At 70.2% G+C, this 21,313-nt stretch carries 17 protein-coding genes; 7 read left to right on the forward strand and 10 right to left on the reverse strand.

All coding sequences use genetic code 11. The features are described 5' to 3' along the window. Positions 1 to 10: 10 nt before the first annotated feature. The gene (locus tag RS82_RS11055) at positions 11 to 1,354 is read left to right on the forward strand and encodes an ion channel protein (RefSeq protein WP_045299362.1); all 1,344 of its coding nucleotides are present in this window, start codon (positions 11 to 13) and stop codon (positions 1,352 to 1,354) included. Here the strand turns inward: RS82_RS11055 and RS82_RS11060 are convergent. Together RS82_RS11060 and RS82_RS11065 are read right to left on the reverse strand one after the other, a co-directional pair. Then, positions 1,343 to 2,434 (reverse strand): DUF998 domain-containing protein, encoded by a 1,092-nt coding sequence (locus RS82_RS11060; RefSeq protein ID WP_045299364.1) that lies wholly within the window; start codon positions 2,432 to 2,434, stop codon positions 1,343 to 1,345. The two genes, RS82_RS11055 and RS82_RS11060, sit on opposite strands and share 12 nt — an antisense overlap. A gap of 43 nt (positions 2,435 to 2,477) precedes the next feature. Beyond that, on the reverse strand, positions 2,478 to 3,572 hold the full coding sequence (locus RS82_RS11065; RefSeq protein ID WP_045299366.1) for an AI-2E family transporter: 1,095 nt from the start codon (positions 3,570 to 3,572) through the stop codon (positions 2,478 to 2,480). A gap of 54 nt (positions 3,573 to 3,626) precedes the next feature. On the opposite strand from RS82_RS11065, the gene RS82_RS11070 reads away from it, so the two are divergent. Beyond that, positions 3,627 to 5,024: a DUF2252 domain-containing protein gene (locus RS82_RS11070; protein ID WP_045299368.1), complete on the forward strand. Its 1,398-nt coding sequence runs from the start codon at positions 3,627 to 3,629 to the stop codon at positions 5,022 to 5,024. 3 nt (positions 5,025 to 5,027) lie between these two features. On the opposite strand, the gene RS82_RS11075 is transcribed toward RS82_RS11070, so the two are convergent. After that, on the reverse strand, positions 5,028 to 5,636 hold the full coding sequence (locus RS82_RS11075) for a TetR/AcrR family transcriptional regulator (protein ID WP_045299372.1): 609 nt from the start codon (positions 5,634 to 5,636) through the stop codon (positions 5,028 to 5,030). A 163-nt stretch (positions 5,637 to 5,799) separates the two neighbouring features. Here RS82_RS11075 and RS82_RS11080 point away from each other — a divergent pair, with 163 nt between their 5' ends. Together RS82_RS11080 and RS82_RS11085 are read left to right on the forward strand one after the other, a co-directional pair. Further along, positions 5,800 to 7,077, forward strand: a complete 1,278-nt coding sequence (locus RS82_RS11080) for an MFS transporter (protein ID WP_045299373.1) — start codon at positions 5,800 to 5,802, stop codon at positions 7,075 to 7,077. After that, the gene (locus RS82_RS11085; protein WP_045299375.1) at positions 7,074 to 8,699 is read left to right on the forward strand and encodes an amidohydrolase; all 1,626 of its coding nucleotides are present in this window, start codon (positions 7,074 to 7,076) and stop codon (positions 8,697 to 8,699) included. Before RS82_RS11080 ends, RS82_RS11085 begins: the two co-directional genes overlap by 4 nt. Before the next feature lie 3 nt (positions 8,700 to 8,702). On the opposite strand, the gene RS82_RS11090 is transcribed toward RS82_RS11085, so the two are convergent. Then, a complete protein-coding gene (locus RS82_RS11090; protein ID WP_045299376.1) occupies positions 8,703 to 9,119 on the reverse strand; it encodes an MmcQ/YjbR family DNA-binding protein in 417 nt (138 codons plus the stop codon). 126 nt (positions 9,120 to 9,245) lie between these two features. Here RS82_RS11090 and RS82_RS11095 point away from each other — a divergent pair, with 126 nt between their 5' ends. Further along, positions 9,246 to 12,596 (forward strand): collagen-binding domain-containing protein, encoded by a 3,351-nt coding sequence (locus RS82_RS11095; protein WP_045299378.1) that lies wholly within the window; start codon positions 9,246 to 9,248, stop codon positions 12,594 to 12,596. 64 nt (positions 12,597 to 12,660) lie between these two features. On the opposite strand, the gene RS82_RS11100 is transcribed toward RS82_RS11095, so the two are convergent. The 6 genes from RS82_RS11100 to RS82_RS11125 form a co-directional block, all read right to left on the reverse strand. Next, positions 12,661 to 13,131 carry a heat shock protein transcriptional repressor HspR gene (locus RS82_RS11100; protein WP_045299379.1) on the reverse strand — a complete coding sequence of 157 codons (471 nt, stop codon included), beginning with the start codon at positions 13,129 to 13,131 and terminating at the stop codon, positions 12,661 to 12,663. A 107-nt stretch (positions 13,132 to 13,238) separates the two neighbouring features. Continuing rightward, the gene (locus tag RS82_RS11105; protein WP_045299381.1) at positions 13,239 to 14,237 is read right to left on the reverse strand and encodes a DnaJ C-terminal domain-containing protein; all 999 of its coding nucleotides are present in this window, start codon (positions 14,235 to 14,237) and stop codon (positions 13,239 to 13,241) included. Between the two features lie 15 nt (positions 14,238 to 14,252). After that, positions 14,253 to 14,870, reverse strand: a complete 618-nt coding sequence (locus RS82_RS11110) for a nucleotide exchange factor GrpE (protein ID WP_045299383.1) — start codon at positions 14,868 to 14,870, stop codon at positions 14,253 to 14,255. Positions 14,871 to 14,872: 2 nt separating this feature from the next. Then, positions 14,873 to 16,741: a molecular chaperone DnaK gene (gene dnaK, locus RS82_RS11115; protein WP_045299385.1), complete on the reverse strand. Its 1,869-nt coding sequence runs from the start codon at positions 16,739 to 16,741 to the stop codon at positions 14,873 to 14,875. A 162-nt stretch (positions 16,742 to 16,903) separates the two neighbouring features. After that, entirely contained in the window at positions 16,904 to 17,440 is a 537-nt protein-coding gene (locus tag RS82_RS11120) for a hypothetical protein (RefSeq protein ID WP_045299388.1), read from the reverse strand. Then, complete coding sequence (locus RS82_RS11125) at positions 17,437 to 19,020, reverse strand: MFS transporter (RefSeq protein ID WP_045299390.1); 1,584 nt, start codon at positions 19,018 to 19,020, stop codon at positions 17,437 to 17,439. Before RS82_RS11125 ends, RS82_RS11120 begins: the two co-directional genes overlap by 4 nt. Before the next feature lie 81 nt (positions 19,021 to 19,101). Between RS82_RS11125 and RS82_RS11130 the strand changes: the two genes are divergently transcribed. Beyond that, positions 19,102 to 20,580 carry an MFS transporter gene (locus tag RS82_RS11130; protein WP_084695610.1) on the forward strand — a complete coding sequence of 493 codons (1,479 nt, stop codon included), beginning with the start codon at positions 19,102 to 19,104 and terminating at the stop codon, positions 20,578 to 20,580. Positions 20,581 to 20,703: 123 nt separating this feature from the next. Next, positions 20,704 to 21,285 carry a hypothetical protein gene (locus RS82_RS11135; protein WP_045299394.1) on the forward strand — a complete coding sequence of 194 codons (582 nt, stop codon included), beginning with the start codon at positions 20,704 to 20,706 and terminating at the stop codon, positions 21,283 to 21,285. The last annotated feature ends 28 nt before the right edge of the window (positions 21,286 to 21,313 follow it).

A 21,313-nucleotide genomic window follows, 5' to 3' on the forward strand; every position in this document is an offset into this window, starting at 1 on the left:
TCGTGTGCCCATGCCCGGCCCCTCCGCCCCCTCGCCCGCACCGGCCACGCCGCCGGGACCGCAGCTCACCGTCCGCCGGCTGATGCTGCTGTCGATCCCGGCGATCCTCATCGGCGTGCTCTCGGCCGTCAGCCTCTGGGGCCTCAACCAGATCGCCGGCCAGCTCGAAGACGGTCTCTGGACGAGCCTGCCGAAGTCGCTGGGGATCGCTTCCGATTCGCCGTGGTGGATCTTCGCCGTCCTCACCTTCACGGGAATCGCGGTCGGGCTCGTGGTGTGGCTCGTGCCCGGGCACGCCGGTCCGGACTCGGCCACCACCGAGCTCGCGGCCACCCCTCTGCCGCTGTCCGTGCTTCCCGGCCTGGCCGTGGTGGTCATGCTGAGCCTCGCGGGTGGCGTGAGCCTCGGGCCGGAGAACCCGATCGTCGCCATCAACGTGTCGCTCGCCGTCGCCATCGTGGCCCGGATCTCGAAAGCGGTGCCTCCCGCCCTCATCGGGGCGCTGGCCATCTCGGCGACGATCGGTGCGCTTTTCGGTACACCCGTCGCGGCGGCGCTCGTCTTCACCGGAATGGTCGGCGAGTTCAAGATGGGCGGCTCCCTGTGGGACAAGCTCTTCCTCCCGCTCGTCGCCGCCGGGGCGGGCTCGGTCACGACCTACCTGCTCGGCGGCGGCTTCGGAGCTCAGTCGCCGTTCGATCAGTACGGTGCGCCGCAGCCGTTCGACCTGCTGCAGGGCGCGCTGGTCGCGTGCGCCGCGGCCGCGTTCGGTCTCGTCGGCATCTATCTGTTCCCGCTCGTGCACCGCGCCTTTCACGCGCTGCGGCACCCGCTGCTGTTCACGGCGCTCGGGGGGATCCTGCTGGGAGCCCTCGGCGCGATCGGTGGTCCGATCACCTTGTTCAAAGGCCTGGACCAGAGCGCACAACTGCTCGCCGACCCCAGCGCCTACCCGCCAGGGCAGCTCAGCGTCATCCTGCTCGTCAAGCTCGCGGCGCTCGTCGTGGCGGCCTCGGCGGGGTTCCGGGGCGGCCGCATCTTCCCCGCGGTCTTCCTCGGCGTGGCGGCGGGCCTGCTGGGCGGGGCGCTCCTGCCCGGCCTTCCGCTCTCGCTCGCCGTCGCCTGCGGCATCCTCGGTGTCGTGCTGGCGATCGCGCGCGACGGTTGGGTCGCCCTCTTCGTCGCCGTCGCGCTCGTGGACGACATCACGGTGCTGCCGATGCTCTGCATCATCGTGCTGCCTGCATGGCTGGTCGTGACGCGGGCGCGCGAGATGCTCATCACGCCCGACGACCTCGCGCGCGAGCGCCCGCCCGCCCGCCTCCCGTGGGGGCAGCCGGCCTCAGTGCGCTGAGGCCGGCTGCCGCGAGTCCTGCTGCAGCGCCGCCGCGTTGCGGATGAACAGCACGATCCACGTGAACACGAGGATGCCCGCCACGAGTTCGACCGCGGTCAGCGTGTAGTAGCCGATGAAGAAGAAGACGGCGAGCAGCAGGGTGACGGCGAGGAAGAGCCAGCCGAGCACGACGAAGGCCCGCGAGATGCCGGTGATCCACTTCGGAAGCGCGATGACGAGCACGCCGAACGCGGCGACCATGCCCGACGCGACGCCGGTGTGCAGCGCGAAGAACCTGTCGACCGGGAACACGCCGACCATGCCGAGGAACACGCCGAGCACGATGAGGGTCACGCGCACGCGCCCGATGCCCTTCGAGTTCGCCGTCGGGATGCCGCGCGTCGAGTAGCGAGCCAGGGTCGTCACGAGGAAGCCGGCGACGATGATCGTGATGTTGAACGCGAAGGCCGAGACATTCGACGACATGCCGAGGGCGCTCAGGTTGTCCTTCCACCAGTTGGGGTCGCTCGCGGTTAGCATGCTGGCGAGGACGCCGAACACCAGGAACACGGCGAGCACGACCGCGAGCAGCTGCAGGTCCATGTGCGTGGCCGAGTAGAACGCGATGTAGCCGCTCATCGCGGCGGTGGCACCCGCGAGGAGCAGCACCGGCAGAGCGAAGACCGTCGCGCCGATGAAGGCTTGCTCGAGGATCACGGCGAGCAGCGTCCACCCGAGCAGCGCGATCACGCCGTGCGCGAAGGCGAGTGCCGCGATGTCGACGTAGTCCAGCACGCGCAGGCGGTAGCCGCCGTCATGGCGGTGCACGACGAACCGGCCCGCGATCACGGACAGGAAGGCGACGACACCCGAGGCGATCGCGGCGAACTGGCCGACCGAGCCGGGACCGGAGATCGGCGCCGCCTGGAACTGGAACGCGATCAGGGAGACGAGGGCGACGAGGACGAACGAGATCGCACCCACGCCGAGGGCGAGCGACTCGAGCGATCGCTCGCTCGACGCGTCGAAGACTCCCGCGCTCCGGCGAGGCGAGGCGGGCTGGGCGGGGGTGGGCCGGTCGAGCGAGGTCTGGGTCATCGAAGGCTCCGGGAGGACTCGAGGGGTGCGGGCGAGAGGTCGGTCAGGCGTCGGTGAGTGATTCGCGGGCGGCGGACGCCGGGGTGGCCGTGCGGTCTCCCGACAGCCACCGAAGCCATAGTGAGCCTGGGTCGCCCTCGAGCACCAGCGTCCGCACGAACAACGTCAGCGGGATCGAGAGGATCGCACCGAGCGGGCCGATCACGAAGGTCCAGAACACGACCGAGAAGAAGCTCAGCGTGAGACTGAGGTCGACCGCGTCGCTCACGAACTTCGGCTGCACGAGCACCTGGAGCACGACGTTGACGACGCAGTAGATCGCGATGACCGCGAGGAACATCGGCCATCCGCCGACGACGAACGCGAGCACGGCCGGCGGGATGAGGCCGAGCACGAACCCGATGTTGGGGATGAAGTTCGTCACGAACGCGAGCACCGCCCACACGATCGGCGCGGGAACGCCGAGGGCCCACAGCGCGAGGCCGTCGATGATCGCGACGATCGCGCCGAACGACGCATTGACGACGTAGTACCGGCGGACCCCGGTGTTGAGGCGTCCGATCCGGGCGAGGACCGGGCGGCGGCCGGCGCCGAAGACCCGCTCCGCGTCGCGGTACCGCGCGGCGTCGGCCGCGGTGAAGATGATGTACGACACGACGAAGAACAGGGCCGTGACCACCCCGATCACCGTGCCGCCGATGCTCCCCACGAGACCCAGCAGCGCCTTGGGGTCGAGCACCGAGGCCGCAGCATCCGTCGCCTGCTGATCCAGCCCCGCCGACCGGAGCCATGCGAGGAACTCGTCGAGGCTGCCACGCAGCTGGTCGAGGTAGTCCGACACGAGGCCCGCGAACTGCACACCGGCGACCCACAGCAGCACGCCCATGACGGCGAGCACCAGGTACGCGAGCAGGATCACGGCGGTCGTGCCCGCCCAGCGCGGCCAGCCGCGCCGTTCGAGCGGGCGCCGGATGGGCTCGCAGATCACGACGAGGACGATGGCGAGCGCCAGCGGGCCGATCAGGCTCCGCGCGAAGTACACGCCCGCGAGCACCACCACGCTGGCTGCGAGCACCAGCAGCACGCGCAGGCTCGGCGTGATCGCAGGCGGTGGAGCGGGCTGTGCGGCGCGGGTCACGGCGTCAGGGTACCGCTCTTACGGGCCGGTGCCGCTCAGTGCCACACTGGGCCCATGTCTACGATCGACGACTCGCCCATCGGCCGCACGTGGGCCCCTCTGCCGTCGTACGCCGACCACATCGCCGATGGCCGCGCCGCCCGCGAGCACACTCCGCGGGAGTCCCTCGCCGAGCTGCCGACGAACGACCGCGACCCGATGGGGATCCTCGACGCGCAGGACGCGGACCGGGTCCCCGAGCTCGTGCCGGTGCGCACCGAGCGCATGGCGGCGAGCGCCTTCGCCTTCTACCGCGGGACGGCCGCCCTCATGGCCGCCGACCTGGCGCGTTCACCGTCGAGCGGCGTGAGCGTCGGGTCGTGCGGCGATGCGCACGTGTCGAACTTCGGCCTGTACGCGTCGCCGCAGCGCACCCTCGTGTTCGACCTCAACGACTTCGACGAGTCCGCCTGGGCACCGTGGGAGTGGGACGTGAAGCGCCTGGTCACCAGCATCGTCATCGCCGGGCAGTCGACCGGGCGCGCCGAGTCCGTGGTGCGTGAGGCATCGCTGGACGCGGTGCGCGTCTATGCGCGTGCGATCGGCACGGGCGCCAAGCGCAGCCCGCTGAAGCGTTACTACGACCGCTTCGACGCCATGGCCGCCGAGCGGGCCGTGGACGACGACACCCGCGCCGCCATCGACTCCGCGATCAAGGAAGCCGAGAAGCGCACCGGCGCCCGCGCGGCGAAGAAGATGACACAGGTCGACGCGGAGGGCAGGGTCGTCTTCGTCGAAGCGCCGCCGACGATGACCCACATCGACGCCCAGTCGGAGGAGCGGGTCCTCAGCGTGTTCGACCAGTACGTGCAGTCGGCCAACATCGACATCCGCGCGCTGTTGCAGAAGTACCGCATGTCGGACATCGCCCTGCGCGTCGTGGGGGTGGGAAGCGTCGGCACGCGGTGCTTCGTGATCTCGATGCAGGACGGTGACGACGGTGTGCTGCTCCTGCAGGGCAAGGAGGCGGGCGAGAGCGTGCTGATCCAGTACGGGAAGGCCGAGCAGCCGGACGTCGTGACGCGGTTCATCGACCAGTACGGCGACGGCGGCCGCGTGGTCGGCATGCAGCGCATCCTGCAGTCGGTGTCGGACCCCTTCCTCGGCTTCGTCCGCCGCACGACATACGGCGCGCAGCGCGACTTCTATGTCCGTCAGTTCCGCGACAAGAAGGGCGGATTCGACATGGACGAGCTCGACGACTCGGCGTTCCTCTGGTATGCCGATGCGTGCGCGGCGACGCTCGCCCGGGCGCACGGCCAGTCCCCCACCTCCGCCGCCGTCGCGGGCTACGTCGGCGGAGGCCGCGTGGCGGGCGAGGCGATCCTGGAGTGGGCGTACGCGTACGCCGACCTCTCGCGGGCCGACTGGGAGCTGTTCCGCAAGCACCGCAAGGTCGACGCGGCGAACTGAGGCTCAGCGGCGGTTCTGCAGCCGCAGGCGCAGCGACGCGACCAGCATCTCCAGACCGATCTCGAAGGCGGCATCGCTGCGCTCGGCGCCGTGCGCGGCATCGGTGATCAGTCGTCCGAGCGTCGCCGTGGGCACGGTCGGCTGCCAGATCTCGTCGGGGGAGGCGAGGTCGAGACCGAAGCCGATCGCGTAGGCGTCGACGATGGCCACGATCGCGAGCACCTCGTCGTCGGGCACGCCCGCATCGACGAGGGCGGTGGCGAGCCTGTCGTAGCTGCCGATGACACCGGGATCGGTGATCGTCTTGCCGACGATGAGCGGCACGATGAGCGGGTGATCGGCGTACAGGCGACGCAGGCCCCGCACCGTTCCTGTGACGATCTCGTCCCAGTCCCCCGTGACCGGCTCGGGGAAGTACCGCGCGCCGAGCCGCGAGCGCATGAGCTCGATGATGGCGTCCTTGCCGTCGACGTGGTTGTACAGCGACGACGGCGTGACCCCGAGCTTGCGGGCGAGGGCGTTCACGCCGAACGTGTCGCCGGAGTCGGCGAGCTCGATCGCGGCATCGGCGATGAGATCGACCGACAGCAGGTTCACGCGAGGACGCGGCATCCGTCTCCCTCCCTCGCGGTCAGCCTAGCTTCGGCGGTCTGCCGTAATCGGGGCTTCCCGGATCCGTCACACCCGTGCAACAATAAACGAATACCGTTCGTTTACCGGCCAGGCTGGCCGGGTGTCGCACACCGTCGTGCAGGAAACGACAGAAGGATCCCGTATGAACGACCTCACCGCCCGCGTGCCCCTGCGGTTCCCGACCGCAGCCGCGACCTTCGCCATCGGCATCGCCGGCTACCTCGGCGTCAACCTCTCGCCCTACATGATCACCGCCCTGCAGACCGGGTTCGCCGTCGACGTGCTCACCGCGAGCTGGATCGTCACCGCCACGCTGCTCGCGACGGCGATCACCGGCCTCGCGACCGCGCCGCTGTGCGCCGGGGCGCGCCGACGCATGGTCGCGCGCATCGGGCTCGCGGCCGGGCTCGCAGGGTTCGCCGCGGCGGCGCTCGCCCCGTCGGCGGGCGTCGCGATCACCGGACTCCTCGTCGGCGGCGTCGGCGCCGGCTGCGCTGTCGCCGCCGCGGGCGCCGCACTCGCCGCGTTCCGCAACCCGGACCGTGTGGCGGGGTTCAACGGCCTCGCGAACCGCGGTGTCATCACCATCGTGCTCGCGGTGATCCCGGTCATCGGCCTCGCTCCGATCGACGTGTTCGGCGCGCTCGCACTGTTCTGCCTCATCGGCCTGGTCGCGGTCGGCTGGCTTCCGGTGGCGCCCGTCGTCGACCCGCAGGCAGGCGCCGCGGTGCCGGAAGCCATGCCGGTGACGGTTCCCGAGACGGGCGCCGTACGCAGCCCTCGCGCGCGCACCGCCTCGCGCACCGTGACGATCGCCGGCTTCGCGCTGCTGGTCACCTTCGCGCTCTGGGCGGCGAGCGAGGACTCCCTGTGGGCCATGGCCGGCGTCATGGGCGGCGAGCAGGCGGGACTCACACCGGAAGGCTTGGGTCTCGCGCTGAGCGGCGCGACCGCCGGCGGGCTCGTGGGCTCCGTGCTGCTCATGATCGTCGGCAACCGGCTCGGCCGCGCGGTCCCCCTCGTGGTGCTGCTCGTCGCCGGCGGCGCCCTGAAGATCGCGCTCGGCTTCGCAGGCGACCAGACGGCGTTCATCACGCTCTTCATCGTCTGGAACACCATCTACGCGATCGCCTTCATGTACTTCGTCTCCACCTCGGCCGCCCTCGACGCGGACGGCCGCTGGTCGGGCCCCCTGCTCGCGGTCTACCTCGTCGGGTCGGCGCTCACGCCGGTGATCGGCGCGGCGCTCGTCGAGGCGTTCGGCTACCAGGGGTTCACCGTCGTGCTGGGCGTGGCGAGCTTCGTGCTCGCGATTCCGGCGGCGATCGTCGCGACGATCTCGACAAGGGTGGAATCGGATGCCGCGGCCGGGGCCGCTGTCGAGACCGCTGCGGCGGAGACCGAGGAGCTCCACGCATGACCGCCACCATCTACACCGGAGGACGCATCTTCACCGCGGGCGCGGAGCCCTGGGCGGAGGCGCTCGTCGTCGCCGCGGACGGGGTCTTGTTCGCAGGCGACGCGGAGGGCGCGCGCGCCGCGGCGGGCGCGGATCCCGCCATCGTCGACCTCGGCGGCCGGCTGCTGCTCCCCGGGTTCACCGACGCTCACACGCACCTCGTGATGATGGGCGAGGCCCTGGGGCGCGTCGGGCTCACCGACGCCCGCACGCTCGCCGACATCCAGGAGCGCCTCCGTGCCGCACGGGCGGCGCAGCCCGACGCCGCACGCGTGCTGGGCCGCGGATGGCTGTTCGACTCGGTTCCCGGAGGCAGGCCCACGGCCGCCATGATCGACGCCGCGGTCGCGGACGTGCCTGTCTACCTCGACGCCAACGACTACCACTCGTGCTGGGCGAACTCGGCGGCCCTCGCCGAGCTCGGGATCACCCGCGACACCCCCGACCCCCTGGGCGGGCGCATCGGCCGCGACGCCGACGGCGAGCCCGACGGCATGCTGTACGAGACGGCCGCGCAGACGCACGTGTGGGCGTTCCTGGCGGCGGAGACCGATGACGCCGCCCGCGACGCCGCGGTCGAGCGCACGCTCGCGGCCTATGCCGCCACCGGCGTCACCGGAGCGGTCGACATGGCGTTCGACGACCTCGGGCTCGCGGCGTTCCAGCGGGCAGCCGAACGGCGCGGCGGGCACCTGCCGGTGCGCGTCGCCGCCCACTGGTTCGTCGAGAACACCGGCGACGAGGCGGCGAACCTCGGCCAGGTCGCCCGGGCCGTCGAACTGGCCGAGACGGTGCGCTCGCCCTGGCTGCGGATCGTCGGCATCAAGCTCGTGATCGACGGCGTGATCGATGCGTGCACGGCCGCGATGCGGCATCCGTATTCCAACGGCTCGAACGCTGAACCCATCTGGTCGCTCGCCGACATCACGCCGGTCGTCGCCGCCGCCGACGCGGCGGGGCTGCAGGTCGCGCTGCACGCGATCGGCGATCTCGCCAGCGGCATCGCCCTCGACGCGCTCGAGCACGCCGCCGAGGCGAACGGCGACCGCCCGCGTCGTCACCGCATCGAGCACCTCGAGTACGCGTCGCCCGGCACAGCCGAGCGCATGGCGCGACTCGGGGTGACGGCATCCATGCAGCCCGTGCACGCCGACCCCGCCATCTTCGACAACTGGGCCGCGATGCTCGGCGACGAGCGCGTCGACCGAGCGTTCGCGTGGCCCGAGTACGTCGACGCCGGCGCCCTGCTCGCCTTCTCGACCGATGCGCCCACGGCGCCCCACGAGGCCCTTCCCAACATGTACATCGCGGCGACTCGCCGCTCCGCCCTCGACGACTCGTTCGCCCCGCGGCACCCGCAGTTCGCGCTGCCGCTCGCCCAGGCGCTCGGACACGCGACGAGGGATGCTGCCGCCTCCGTGGGCGATGGCGCGACGCGCGGGCGGCTCGAGGCGGGGCTCGCCGCCGACTTCGCGATCATCGACGCCGACCCGTTCGCGGACGGTCCCGAATCGCTGCTGACCGCCCAGGTCGTGCGCACTGTCATGGCCGGCGAGACGAGATACGACGCGGGAGTGCTCTGACCGCTATCCGGTTGACGGCGGGTGAGTCGCGAGCCATTCGGCCGCGACCCGCTTCGTGACCTTGAGCAGCCAGGCGTCGGTGATGACCTCGCGCAGCTGCTCGAGATCGATGCCCTCGAGACGCACGAGCACGGCCGGGTAGCCGTCGAAATGCGGGATCGTGAAGAACGCGTCGGGGTAGGTCTCGAGAAGGGCCTCTTTGACCTGCGCCCCGTCGGTGCGCACGCCCACGACGTCGCCCGGGGGCCACCCGCGCCCGAGCGCCGCCAGCTGATCGAGGTCGCGGCCGCTCGGGCCGCGCTGCCACACGAACGCCCCCGCCGGCGTGCGCCAGCTCGCCCCGCCGCGATGGCCGTCGACGCGCTCGATCACACCCGGAAAGCCGAGCGCGACGGCGCGGACGTCGTCGAGTGTCGCCATGCCCTCCATCATGCGCGCTATGCCGGCAGGGGGCGAGCTGTTGATTGTCCGGTTGATCGGGACCGATAGGGTACGACTACCGAGCGGCGCGCCTCCTCGCGCCCCGGGGGGAGAGGGGCCTCGCGCATGCCACGATTCGATCGCCCACGCCTGCGACGCGTCGTCGCCGGGATCACCGCGACACTGCTCGCCGCCACCGGCGCAGTCGTCGTGGGAGCGATCGAACCGCAGACCGCCTCAGCCGCCTATCCCGAGTCCGTCAACCCGTTCGCGATCGCGGGCGGCTTCACCGTCTATGCGCGCCAGAACGCCCTCCTGCAGAACCAGGAGACCGAGGGCAGCATCGCGGTGGGCGGGACCGCGACGGTGCAGGGCAGCAGCGGGCAGTACACGATCGTGCACGTCGTGGCCGGCACCGGGAATTACGACCTCCCGACCGTCGACGGCGACCCCACCCGGTTCCTCGTCGGTGAATACAGCACCGCGAGCACCGGCATCCTGGCCATCACGAGCGCCGGCACGACCGACCCGACGTTGTGGGGCGACCTCAAGATGGTCGACCGCGACGGCGGCTGGGAGGCCTTTGCACGGGCAGACTGGCTCCGGCTCAACCAGAACCGGTCCAACGCCGACCAGACTCCCCTCATCGACGCCACCCACCAGACGTATCCGACGAGCGCAGCGCCCCCGGCGGGTGCGGCCGGCAACGGGAGCATCTACACGGCGAACATCTCCGACACCGCGGTCGCCGACTACGTCGAGGCGAACCGCGACGCGTCGTGGGAGGAGGCGTCGAGCTGCTTCGACGGCATCGCCGACCCTGGAACCGGCGTCGGGTATCCGGTCGGGGTGGCCGAAGACGCGGGCGACCGCGTCGTGCTCGAGGAGCTGAGCCCCGACCAGCCGAACGTCGTGGACTACTCCGCCATCGAGGGCGCGTCTCTCATCCAGTTCTCCCCCGGACCGACGCCGGGAGTGTCGAACCCGCTCGTGATCCGGGTGCCCGCGGGGACGACCGAGGTGATCGGAGCGCGCGCCGATCCGCAGGGCGTGCACTCGCCGTACATCGTGTGGGACCTCTCGCAGATTTCCGGCGACGTCACCGTGACAGCCGGTCAGGCCCGCATCGACGGCTCGATCTACGCGCCGAACGCGTCGGTCACCGTGAACGCCGCGCCGCTGGACGGCCAGGTGATCGGCCAGAACGTCACCATCCAGGGCGGCGAGGTCCATTCGTTCCTCTTCTCGGGCGAGATCTCGTGCAACGACGCGAGCGGCACGTTCACCGTGCGCAAGGAACTCGACGGCATCGAGTCCGGCGACCTCCCGGAAGGCACCACGTTCACCGTCAACTACCGCGCTGTCGACCCGGACGGCAACGTCACCGTCGGCACGCTCGAGGTGCCGGCCGACGGCACTCCGGTCGCCGCCGGCGAGCGATTCCCGGAGGGCACCCAGGTGAACTTCGAGGAGATCGCGCCCGAGACGGTGCCGGGGTGGGAATGGGGGGATGCCACGATCGCACCCGACCCCCTCATCATCGGGACGGGCACCGCCCAGGTGGTCGTCACGAACACGGCGACCCGATCGACAGGCACCTTCAGCGTCTCGAAGTCGATCGACGATCCGTCGGGCGAACCTCCGGCGCTCGAGGGGACGGTGCCCGTCACGTGGATCGCGCGATACGGCGGCGAGCAGATCGGCACCGGCACCATGAACGTGCCCTTCACCGGCACGCCCGTCGTTCCGGTCGATGGGAACGGCGCTCCGATCCCCTTCCCGGTGGGCACCCGCATCATCCTCACCGAGAACCTCGACGGAATCGATCCGCCGCCGGGGTACGACTGGAGCGGCATCGGGTGGAACCCCGGGCGCTCGTTCGTGATCACCGAGGCCGACACGACCAGGGCCGTCGAGCTCACGAACATCGTCACCCCGACCGACGACGGCCGGACGATCACGATCGTGAAGTCCGCGACCGGCTCGGCCGCGGACCCGCGGTTCGGCTACGAGGTCACCTACAACACGAACCCCGCCCCTGAGCGGGCGACACTTCCCCTGCCGGTCGGCGAGCCCCAGCTGATCGAGGATCTCGAAACGGGCGCTGAGACACTGGAGCTGGCCGAGCTTCCGCCGACGTTCGAGGGCGCTACCGTGGCGAACGTCGGCGACTGGGCGCCGCCCGTCTTCAACGTCACGATCGACGGCGTGACGACTCCCTACGAGCCGGACGGCTTCGGCGACATCGTGGACATCCCGCTGCCCGCCGACTCGGACGCCGACGTCGAGATCGAGGTGACGAACGCGCTCAAGGAAGGCACCTTCACGATCTCGAAGGAGTTCGACGGTGTCCCGCCCGACCAGGTGCCCCCGGGTCTGGAGTTCAGCGTCGCCTGGACGGCGTACTTCCCGACGACGGAGCCCGAGGACGTGATCCAGCAGGGAGTGCTGCGGGTCCCCGGCAACGGCGACCCCGTCGGCCCTGTCGACGACGCGGGCGAGCCGCTGCTGTTCCCCTACGGCACTGTCGTGACGTATGAGGAGCAGGCCGCGCCGACCATCCGGCACCTCTCCTGGCTCGGCGCCGCGTTCGACCTCGACCGGCTCACGATCGGCGTCGACGACCAGGCCGTGGTGCACGCGACACTCACCAACGACGCGTCGCTCATCGAAGGAACCTTCCTCGTGCAGAAGAACATGGACGGCATCGATCCGGGCGACCTGCTCGTCGACTCGTTCACGATCGACTACGTGGCGCATCTGCCGAGCCGAGATGTGCTGGTGGGCCGGTTCGAGCTGCCCGCAGACGGCACGCCGACGGGTCCCGTCGACGATCAGGGCGACCCGATCTCCTTCCCGATCGGCACGATCGTCAATCTCCTCGAAGAGGAGCCCGACGCGTCGGCGCTGCCACCGGGCTACGAGTGGGGCGAGACCACGTGGAGCCCGTCGAACTTCGTCGAGATCGGGCCGGAACAGACCCCTCCGGTACTCGAGGTGACGAACTCCGTCGTGGCCATGACGCGCTGGGCCGTCACGAAGGTCGTCGCGGGCAGCGGAGCGTCGTCGCTGCCGGCGGGGACCACGTTCCCGGCCGACTGGTGGCTGACCGGTGTCGCCCAGCCCCGCATCGAGCTCGAGCCGAACGTCACGATCACATCGCCGTACTTCCCGGTGGGCACCATCATCGAAGCACGCGAGGCGGATCTGCCGTCGATCCCTGGCGTGGACTGGGGGACGCCGACGTGGACGGTCGACGGCGAGGCCCTCGTCCCCGACGAGGACGGCAAGGTCACGCTGCCGATGTCGGGTGTGCGCACCCCGCAGACGGCGGAGCTGACGCTGACCAATACCGCGACGACGCGTCCGCTTCCGGCGACCGGCGGCGGCGGGCTCTCGCCCCTCGTCCCGCTCGGAGCCGTCGGCCTGATCGCCCTCGGCGTGCTTCTGGCCGCCCGACGCGCGCGACGCACCTGACGCACCGCCGCGAACGAACGCGAAGAGGGAGGGGACGGCATCCGTCCCCTCCCTGTTCGGTGAATCAGCCCGCCGGGCTCTCGTCGGGAGGTTCGCTCTGCTGCGCGAGCGACGCGCGCGGCCGCCACACGACGACCTCGGTCGCGCGGCGGACGCGAGTGCCATGGCGCAGCGTCACGACGGAGCCGGTCGAGCCGGCCGCGAAGACGCGGGCGCCCGGCCGCTTCTCGAGCTCTGCGCGCATACGGTCCTCGAGGTCGCGGACGCGGCCGTGAAGCTCCTGCACCCGATTCTCGAGCTCGAGGATGCGCACGATCGCCGGGAGGCCGATGCCGTCCGACGACATGCGGGCGACCTCGCGGAGCTGCTCCACGTGGCGCAGCGAGTAGCGCCGCGATCCGCCCTGCGTGCGGGCGGGCACGACCAGCCCGAGCCGGTCGTACTGGCGCAGCGTCTGCGGGTGCATGCCCGACAGCTCGGCGGCGACGGCGATCGCGAAGATCGGGGCATCCTCATCGATGTCGTCCTCGGACATTCTCGTCACCTCCTCATCGCTCACCAGAACAGGAGATCTCGCCAGCACAGGACGCTTCGCGCGGAATCGTCCTGGTCTCGCCAGATCTCCTGTTCTCGGCAAGCATCTCAGCCCTGCGCCTTGGCCATCAGGTCGGCGCGCGGGTTCTCCTTCGACTCGAGGCTCTGGAAGCGCTCGAGCGCTTCGCGCGCAGCCTCGTCGAGATGCGACGGCACGGCCACCTGCACCTCGGCGAGGAGGTCGCCTGTGCCCTTGGCCGTCTCGACACCGCGCCCCTTGACGCGCAGCACGCGGCCGGACGGCGTGCCCGGCGCCACGCGCAGTCGCACCGGATCGCCGCCGAGCGTCGGCACCTCGATGGTGGCGCCGAGCGCGGCCTCGGTGAACGTCACCGGCACGGTGACGCGCAGGTTCAGCCCGTCGCGCGTGAACACCGGGTGCGGACGCACGGTGACCTGCACGACGATGTCGCCGTTCTCGCCGCCGTCGGGCGAGTGACGCCCGCGGCCGCGCAGCCGGATCTTCTGCCCGTCCGAGACGCCGGCGGGGATCTTCACCTTGAACGGCTTGCCGTCCTCGCCCTGCAGCGTGATGGTCTCGCCCCTGGTCGCCGTGACGAAGTCGATCGTCGTGCGCGCCGTGACGTCGGCGCCGCGCGTCGGGCCGCCGAAACCGCGGTAGCCGCCGCTCGGCTGCCCGAAACGCCCGGAGCCGAAGCCTGTGCCGCGCTGCTGCTGGTTGAACATCGCGAAGATGTCGTCGAGGTCCTCGGCGCTCTGGTAGCGCGCGCCGCGGCCCTGGTTGAACATCGAGAAGACGTCCTCGAAGCCGCCGGCGCCGCCCGGGCCACCCGAGGTGAATCGAGCACCCGAGCCCATCGCGCGGATCTGGTCGTACTCCTTGCGCTGCTCCGGGTCGGAGAGCACCGAGTACGCCTCGCTGACCTCCTTGAACTTCGCCTCGGCGGCCGCGTCGCCCTGGTTGGAATCCGGATGGTAGGTGCGCGCGAGCTTGCGATACGTCTTCTTGAGGTCCGCCTCACTGACGTCCTTCGAGACGCCCAGCACCGAGTAGAAGTCCTTGTCGAACCAGTCCTGACTGGCCATGCAGCCTCCTTCGGGCTAGTCGGCGGGAACCGCGACGACGACCTTCGCCGGACGCAGCTCCACCGCGCCGAGGCGGTAGCCGATCTCGACGACCTCGACGATCGTGGTCTCGGTCGCGCCCGGCGTCGGCACCTGGAAGATCGCCTCGTGGTGCTGCGGATCGAACGCCTCGCCGGCGGCACCGTACGTGGTGAGCCCGATGCGCTCGGCGACGCCGCGGAGCTTGTCGGCGATCGCCGCGAAGGCGGATCCCTGCTCCAGGTCGCCGTGCTTCTCGGCGCGGTCGAGGTCGTCGAGCACCGGCAGGATGCCCTTCGCGACCGCGCCCTGGGCGCGCTCGATCTCGACCTCTCGCTGCTCCTCGGTGCGGCGGCGGTAGTTGGCGTATTCGGCCTGCAGGCGTTTGAGGTCGTTCAGCAGCTGCGACTCGAGGTCGGCGAGCACGGCGTCCTCGGCCGCGGCGTCGGCGTTCTGCGCGGCGCCGAGGATGTCGTCGACCGTGAGCTCGTCATCCTCCCCGTCCTGCGGCGCGGGGCCGGAGGCGTTCGCCTCCGACCCCACACCCTCAGGCCGGACCTCGTCGCCGTCGCCCGGTTCTTCGACCGGTTCCGGGTTGTGGTCCTTGTTCGCCATGGTTACTTCTTCTCGTCTTCTTCGTCGACGACCTCTGCGTCGACGACGTCCTCGTCGGAGTCGGTCGGAGCCTGGCCGTCACCGGCGTCGCCGGACGCAGCATCCGGAGCGGACTGCGAAGCCTGGCTCGAGGCGTAGATGGCCTCGCCGAGCTTGCCCTGGCTCTGGTTCAGCTTGTCGAACGCGGCCTTCACGGCGTCGTCGTCCTCGCCCGCGAGCGCGGTCTTGAGAGCGTCGACGTCGCCCTGCACCTCGGTCTTCACCTCGGCGGGGAGCTTGTCCTCGTTCTCCTTGATGAGCTTCTCGATCGAGTACGACAGGGTCTCGGCCTGGTTGCGCACCTCGGCGGCCTCACGACGCTTCTTGTCGTCGGCGGCGTGCTCCTCGGCCTCGCGCACCATGCGCTCGATGTCGTCCTTCGGCAGCGACGAGCCGCCGGTGATCGTCATCGACTGCTCCTTGCCGGTGCCCTTGTCCTTGGCGGACACGTGCACGATGCCGTTCGCATCGATGTCGAAGGTGACCTCGATCTGCGGGATGCCGCGCGGAGCCGGCGCGATGCCGGTCAGCTCGAACGTGCCCAGCGGCTTGTTGTCGCGGGTGAACTCGCGCTCGCCCTGGAAGACCTGGATCGCGACCGACGGCTGGTTGTCGTCGGCGGTCGTGAAGGTCTCCGAACGCTTCGTCGGGATGGCGGTGTTGCGCTCGATGAGCTTCGTCATGATCCCGCCCTTGGTCTCGATGCCGAGGCTCAGGGGGGTGACGTCGATGAGGAGGACGTCCTTGCGCTCACCCTTGAGGACACCGGCCTGAAGGGCGGCGCCGACGGCGACGACCTCGTCCGGGTTCACGCCCTTGTTGGGCTCCTTGCCGGCTTCCTTCATCACGAGCTCGGACACCGCGGGCATGCGGGTCGAGCCGCCGACGAGCACGACGTGGTCGATGTCGCCGACCTTGATGCCGGCCTCGCGGATGACGTCCTCGAAGGGCTTCTTGGTGCGGTCCAGCAGGTCCTTGGTGAGGTCCTCGAACTTCGCGCGGGTGATCGTCTCCGACAGCGACACGGGGCCCGAGTCGGTCAGCGACAAGTACGGCAGGTTGACCGAGGTGCTCGTCGACGAGGAGAGCTCCTTCTTCGCCTGCTCGGCGGCCTCCTTGAGGCGCTGCAGCGCGATCTTGTCGCCCGAGACGTCGACGCCCGTCGTGTCCTTGAACTGCTTGATGAGGTAGTCGACGAGACGCTGGTCCCAGTCGTCGCCGCCGAGACGGTTGTCGCCGGCGGTCGCGCGCACCTGGATGGTCGAGAAGTCGTCGTCCTTGCCCACCTCGAGGAGCGAGACGTCGAACGTGCCGCCGCCGAGGTCGAAGACGAGGATGAGCTCGTCCTCCTTGCCCTTGTCTAGGCCGTAGGCCAGGGCGGCCGCGGTCGGCTCGTTGATGATGCGCAGGACGTTGAGGCCCGAGATCTCGCCGGCCTCCTTGGTGGCCTGGCGCTCGGCGTCGTTGAAGTACGCAGGGACCGTGATGACGGCGTCGGTGACGGTGTCGCCCAGGTACTGCTCGGCGTCGCGCTTGAGCTTCTGGAGGATGCGCGCGGAGATCTCCTGCGGCGTCCAGCGCTTGCCGTCGACGTCGAAGCCCCAGTCGGTGCCCATGTGACGCTTGACCGACGAGACGGTGCGGTCGACGTTCGTGACGGCCTGGCGCTTCGCGGTCTCGCCGACGAGCACCTCGCCGTCCTTGGTGTACGCGACGACCGACGGGGTCGTGCGGAAGCCCTCGGCGTTCGCGATGACCTTGGGCTCGCCGCCCTCGAGGACGCTCACGACCGAGTTGGTCGTACCGAGGTCGATTCCAACAGCACGTGCCATGTGTATCTCTCCTTCATGGGGGCGCAGACGGATGCTGCCACCCGGGGTTACAGGGAAGTCTTCACGCGGCTCGCCATGAGGTTGAGTCGCGATGGCTCAACCATACGCCCGGGGTGCAGCATCCGTCAAATCAAAGTTGATACGCGACGGCTCAACTTACCTTCAGATCGAGTGGGCGAGGGTCTGCAGCCCCACCACCAGCAGTCCGAGTGCGACGAGGAGTGCGAGTGCGATCACCTGCTTCCACCACGCGAGGTCGGAGCGGCGCACCGCGAACCAGCCGATGACGGCGAGCGTCGCGATGTAGACGATGGCGCTGGCCTGCAGCGCCGCGTCGAGCGGCATCACCTCGAGCCACGCGAGAAGGAGGAGGATGCCGGGGGTCAAGAGGGTGCCGAGCGCACCGCCGGCGATCCGCGTGGAGATGATGAGGTCGACGCGGCCCGGGAACGTGCGGTGCACCGACAGGTGCGAGATGACGTCGGAGACGAACCCCGCCGCCGTGATGCCGACGACGCCGAGGATCAGCGCCCAGAAGGCGTGGTCGGCCTCCGCATGCTCGCTCGAGGCGACGACGAGCACGATCGCGAGACCGGTGAACGTCGCATACACGCGCTCCTTGAAGTAGGCGACGATCGCCTGCTCGCCGCCTTCGACCTGCTCGAGCTGCGCCCGCGCGCGGTCCGTGCGCCGGCTCACCCGCCCAGGATCCCTTCCGCAGCCTCGTTCGGCTTCGGATCGGGCAGGCGCCGCATGCGGAGTCCGTTGAGCACGCCCAGCACGGTCGCGAGGATCGGGATGAGCAGGGCCACCTGGAGCGCGATATGACGCGCTTCGGTGTTGATGCGGACCACTTCGGCCGATGCCTCCGGCGGCTCGTCGGCGAGGAGCTGCTCGAGACCGGTGTTCGACATGAGCTCCGCGTCCTCCTCGAGCACCGTGGCGACCTGCTGCTGCTGCTCGGAGCTCAGCACGGTGCTCGAGTAGGCGAGCGTGGTGAACGACGCCGCCAGGGTGGCGAGCATGATGGCGCCGGCGAACGCGAGGCCGAACGACAGGCCGAAGGAGCCCGCGGCCGAGTTGACGCCCGCGGCCTCGCTGACGCGCTCGTCGGAGATCGGCGACAGCGTGTAGTTGTTCAGCTGCGAGACGAGCAGGCCGAGTCCCGCCCCCGCGACGACGAGCGGGATCGCGAGGTACCAGCCGCTCTCGGCGATGGGCACGAGCGGCACGATGACGATCAGTCCGACGGCGGCGAGCGAGAACCCGAGCAGGATGAGGTTGGCGGGGCGCCCCTTCGCCCGGCGGCCGGCCCAGATCGCGACCACGAACATGCTGAGCGAGAGCGGCGCGATCGACAGGCCCGCCTGCAGCGCGTTGTACTCGAGCACCATCTGCAGATAGAGGGGAAGCACGATCATCGTGCCGCCCAGCGCGATCTGCTGCAGCAGCTGCCCGCTCACCCCGGTGCGGAACGGCTTCGACGAGAACAGCGCCGGGTCGAGCAGGACCGGCTTGCCGCGCTTCTTGCGCGTGTTGAGCCACCATGCCAAGCCGCCGAGCGCCACGGCGCCGAGGCCGATGATGAGCCCGACGTACCCGCCGCCCTCCTGCCACACCAGGATGCCGAGCACGACGCCACCCATGCCGATGACCGACAGGCCCGCGCCGACGAGGTCGATCGACCGGTCGCCGGTGTACTTGACGTCCTTGACCAGACCCGCGCCCAGCAAGACGATCGCGATGATGACCGCCTCGAGCGCGAAGGCCACGCGGTACGACCAGAACGTCGTGATGAACCCGCCGAGCAGCGGCCCGACCGCCGCGGCGATCGCGGCCGACGCGCCGACCAGCGCGTACACGCGCTTCTGATGGCCACCGGAGAAGTTGCCGTGGATGAGCGACTGCATGGACGGGAGGAGGAGGGATGCCCCGATCCCGCCGATCACCGCCCAGAAGATGATGACGGCGGTCAGACTCTGTGCGAAGGTCATCGCGACCGCGCCGACGGCGTAGCCGAGAAGGCCCAGGATGTAGGCGAGCTTGCGCCCGATGAGGTCGCCGGTCTTGCCGCCGATGAGGATGAAGGCCGCCGAGACCAGGGCCTCCAGAGCGATCGCGCCCTGCACGCCGCTGGCGGTCGTGCCGAGCTCGGTCACCACCGCGGAGATCGAGACGTTCATGATCGACGTGTCGACGACGAGGACGAACATCGCCATCGCGAGGAGGATCGCGAGACGGCCGTTGAACTTCGCCTCCGGCACGTTTTCCCCTGTCATGAACGAAGCAAAGCACCCCGCGCCCCCGGAGCGCTACGTTGATTGCGCATCAGTTCACCGAAGGGCCTTAACGTGACCGACATGAGCTCTCCTGAGCCCGGGGCCGATGAGTCCAGCACACCTTCGCCGCCCGCCGCGCCGACGCCGGGCGCTCCCGCCGATCACGTGCTGTCGACGGCGGCCCTCAACACCGACGGCCTCGACGACACGCCGGTGCCGCGGCGGCGCGTGTTCGCGTGGGCGCTGTGGGACTGGGCGACGCAGCCCTTCAACTCCGTCATCCTGACCTTCGTCTTCGTGTCGCTGTACCTCGTGTCCGACGCCTTCCTGCCGGCCGACGTCGCCGAGCAGAACGCGAACGGCGACATGGCGTGCTCGAGCGCCGCCGACGCGGGCACGGCGTACTGCGGCGCCCTCGCCGATCTGTCGGAGTGGTACGGCTGGGTGACCTTCGCCGCCGGCATCCTGATCCTCCTGCTCGCTCCCGTGCTGGGCCAGCGCGCAGACGCCGCAGGCACCAAGAAGCGGTGGGTGGTCGGGGCGACCGCGGTGCTGGCGCTCCTGCAGTTCGCACTCTTCTTCGTGTACTCCGAGCCGCAGTTCTTCTGGCTCGGGGCGATCCTCGTCGCCCTCGGGTCGGTCTCGTCCGAGATCGCGGGCGTCAACTACAACGCGATGCTCGTGCAGGTCTCGACGCCGAAGACGATCGGCCGCGTCAGCGGGCTCGGCTGGGGCATGGGCTACATCGGCGGCATCCTCGCGCTCGCGCTCGTCGTCGTGCTCAACACCTTCGACTGGTTCGGCCTCGACGTGTCGGACGGCCTCGCCTATCGCCTCATCGCGGTCGGCGCGGCGGTGTGGACCGTGCTGTTCGCCCTGCCGTTCGTCTTCCTCGTGCCCGAGTCGCCGGCCGACCCCGGCCGTCGGAAGGTCGGCTTCTTCGAGGGCTACGTCGTGCTCGTGCACGACATCGTCGCGCTCTTCCGCGAGCACCGGCCGACCTTCTGGTTCCTCATCGCGAGCGCGGTCTACCGCGACGGCCTCGCCGGCGTCTTCGCGTTCGGCGGCGTGCTGGCCGCGGTGTCGTTCGGGTTCAGCGCGACCGAGGTGATCGCGTTCGGCATCGCCCTCAACCTCGTCGCGGGCGTCTCGACGATCATCGCGGGCCGCCTCGACGACCGCTTCGGCGCGCGCGCGGTCATCATCACCGCTCTCACGATCCTCATCGTCAGCGCCCTCTTCGTCTTCTTCCTCCGCGAGGGCGGCAAGCCGGTGTTCTGGGTGGGCGGCATCATCCTGTCGGCCGCCGTCGGTCCGGCGCAGGCGTCGAGCCGGTCGCTGCTCGCACGTGTCACGCCCACCGGGATGCAGGGCGAGGTCTTCGGCCTCTACGCGACCACCGGCCGAGTGATGAGCTTCCTTTCGCCGCTGCTGTGGGCGACGTTCATCGCGGCGTTCGGCGCGACGCACTACGGCATCCTCGGCATCGTGATCGTGCTGCTCGTCGGGCTCCTGCTCCTGCTCCCCGTGAAGCTGCGACCCAAAGACATCGGCCGCTGACCGCCGCGGATCGGTTCCGACGGTCGCGACAGCCATCGCATCGGATACCCTCGCTTTCGGGCAGCATGCGCACGGGGGGTCGTCGCGCACGCGTGCCTCACCTCGCCCAACCCGAGAGGCACCGTGACGACCCCGCCGATCCTGCGCCTGCGCGCTGAGCGCGCCGAGCGCCTGCGCGCCGCGCGCCACCGCCGCGCGGTCGGCTACTGGTGGGTGCTGATCGGGTGGCTGCTGTCGCTGTGGATCGGCACGTCGGTCGTTCCGCATGAGTGGCTGCACGCGCCTGCGCTGTTCGGCCACCTGGCATCGGTGATCGTGGGACTCGGGGCCGCGGTGCTGCTCGAGATGAGCGGACTGCTCTGGATGCTGCGCCGCACCTCGCTCGACGACATGCGCCGCACCGAGCCCCCGGTGACCGCCCTCGCCTGGCTGGGCATCGCGGGCCTGCTCGCGACCGGCGCCTTCCTCCAGCCCGATCTCTCCCAGCCGCTCACCGCGATCAAGATGATCGCCGTGCTGGTGGCCGCGATGAACGGCGTCGCCATGACGAGGCTGACCGACGAACTCGACCGGCTGCCTGGTACGGTGCGCTTCTCGTCGCTGCCGGCCCGGTTGAAGTTGTGGTGCGTCTGGAGTGCCGTCGTATCGCAAACTGCCTGGTGGACAGCAGTTCTGATCGGCATGCTGAACACCGCTTCACGGTGATCTCACGGTCTTCTCCCGCTCGTCTCGC

Origin of the sequence: Microbacterium trichothecenolyticum (assembly GCF_000956465.1) — a bacterium.
Lineage (GTDB): Bacteria > Actinomycetota > Actinomycetes > Actinomycetales > Microbacteriaceae > Microbacterium > Microbacterium trichothecenolyticum.

Coding starts and splice junctions, on each gene's coding strand:
- RS82_RS11095 (WP_045299378.1), top strand. CDS start 9,246: ATGCCACGATTCGATCGCCCACGCCTGCGACGCGTCGTCGCCGGGATC.
- RS82_RS11130 (WP_084695610.1), top strand. CDS start 19,102: ATGAGCTCTCCTGAGCCCGGGGCCGATGAGTCCAGCACACCTTCGCCG.
- RS82_RS11075 (WP_045299372.1), bottom strand. CDS start 5,636: ATGCCGCGTCCTCGCGTGAACCTGCTGTCGGTCGATCTCATCGCCGAT.
- RS82_RS11060 (WP_045299364.1), bottom strand. CDS start 2,434: ATGACCCAGACCTCGCTCGACCGGCCCACCCCCGCCCAGCCCGCCTCG.
- RS82_RS11070 (WP_045299368.1), top strand. CDS start 3,627: ATGTCTACGATCGACGACTCGCCCATCGGCCGCACGTGGGCCCCTCTG.
- RS82_RS11090 (WP_045299376.1), bottom strand. CDS start 9,119: ATGGCGACACTCGACGACGTCCGCGCCGTCGCGCTCGGCTTTCCGGGT.
- RS82_RS11080 (WP_045299373.1), top strand. CDS start 5,800: ATGAACGACCTCACCGCCCGCGTGCCCCTGCGGTTCCCGACCGCAGCC.
- RS82_RS11100 (WP_045299379.1), bottom strand. CDS start 13,131: ATGTCCGAGGACGACATCGATGAGGATGCCCCGATCTTCGCGATCGCC.
- RS82_RS11125 (WP_045299390.1), bottom strand. CDS start 19,020: ATGACAGGGGAAAACGTGCCGGAGGCGAAGTTCAACGGCCGTCTCGCG.
- dnaK (WP_045299385.1), bottom strand. CDS start 16,741: ATGGCACGTGCTGTTGGAATCGACCTCGGTACGACCAACTCGGTCGTG.
- RS82_RS11110 (WP_045299383.1), bottom strand. CDS start 14,870: ATGGCGAACAAGGACCACAACCCGGAACCGGTCGAAGAACCGGGCGAC.
- RS82_RS11085 (WP_045299375.1), top strand. CDS start 7,074: ATGACCGCCACCATCTACACCGGAGGACGCATCTTCACCGCGGGCGCG.
- RS82_RS11055 (WP_045299362.1), top strand. CDS start 11: ATGCCCGGCCCCTCCGCCCCCTCGCCCGCACCGGCCACGCCGCCGGGA.
- RS82_RS11105 (WP_045299381.1), bottom strand. CDS start 14,237: ATGGCCAGTCAGGACTGGTTCGACAAGGACTTCTACTCGGTGCTGGGC.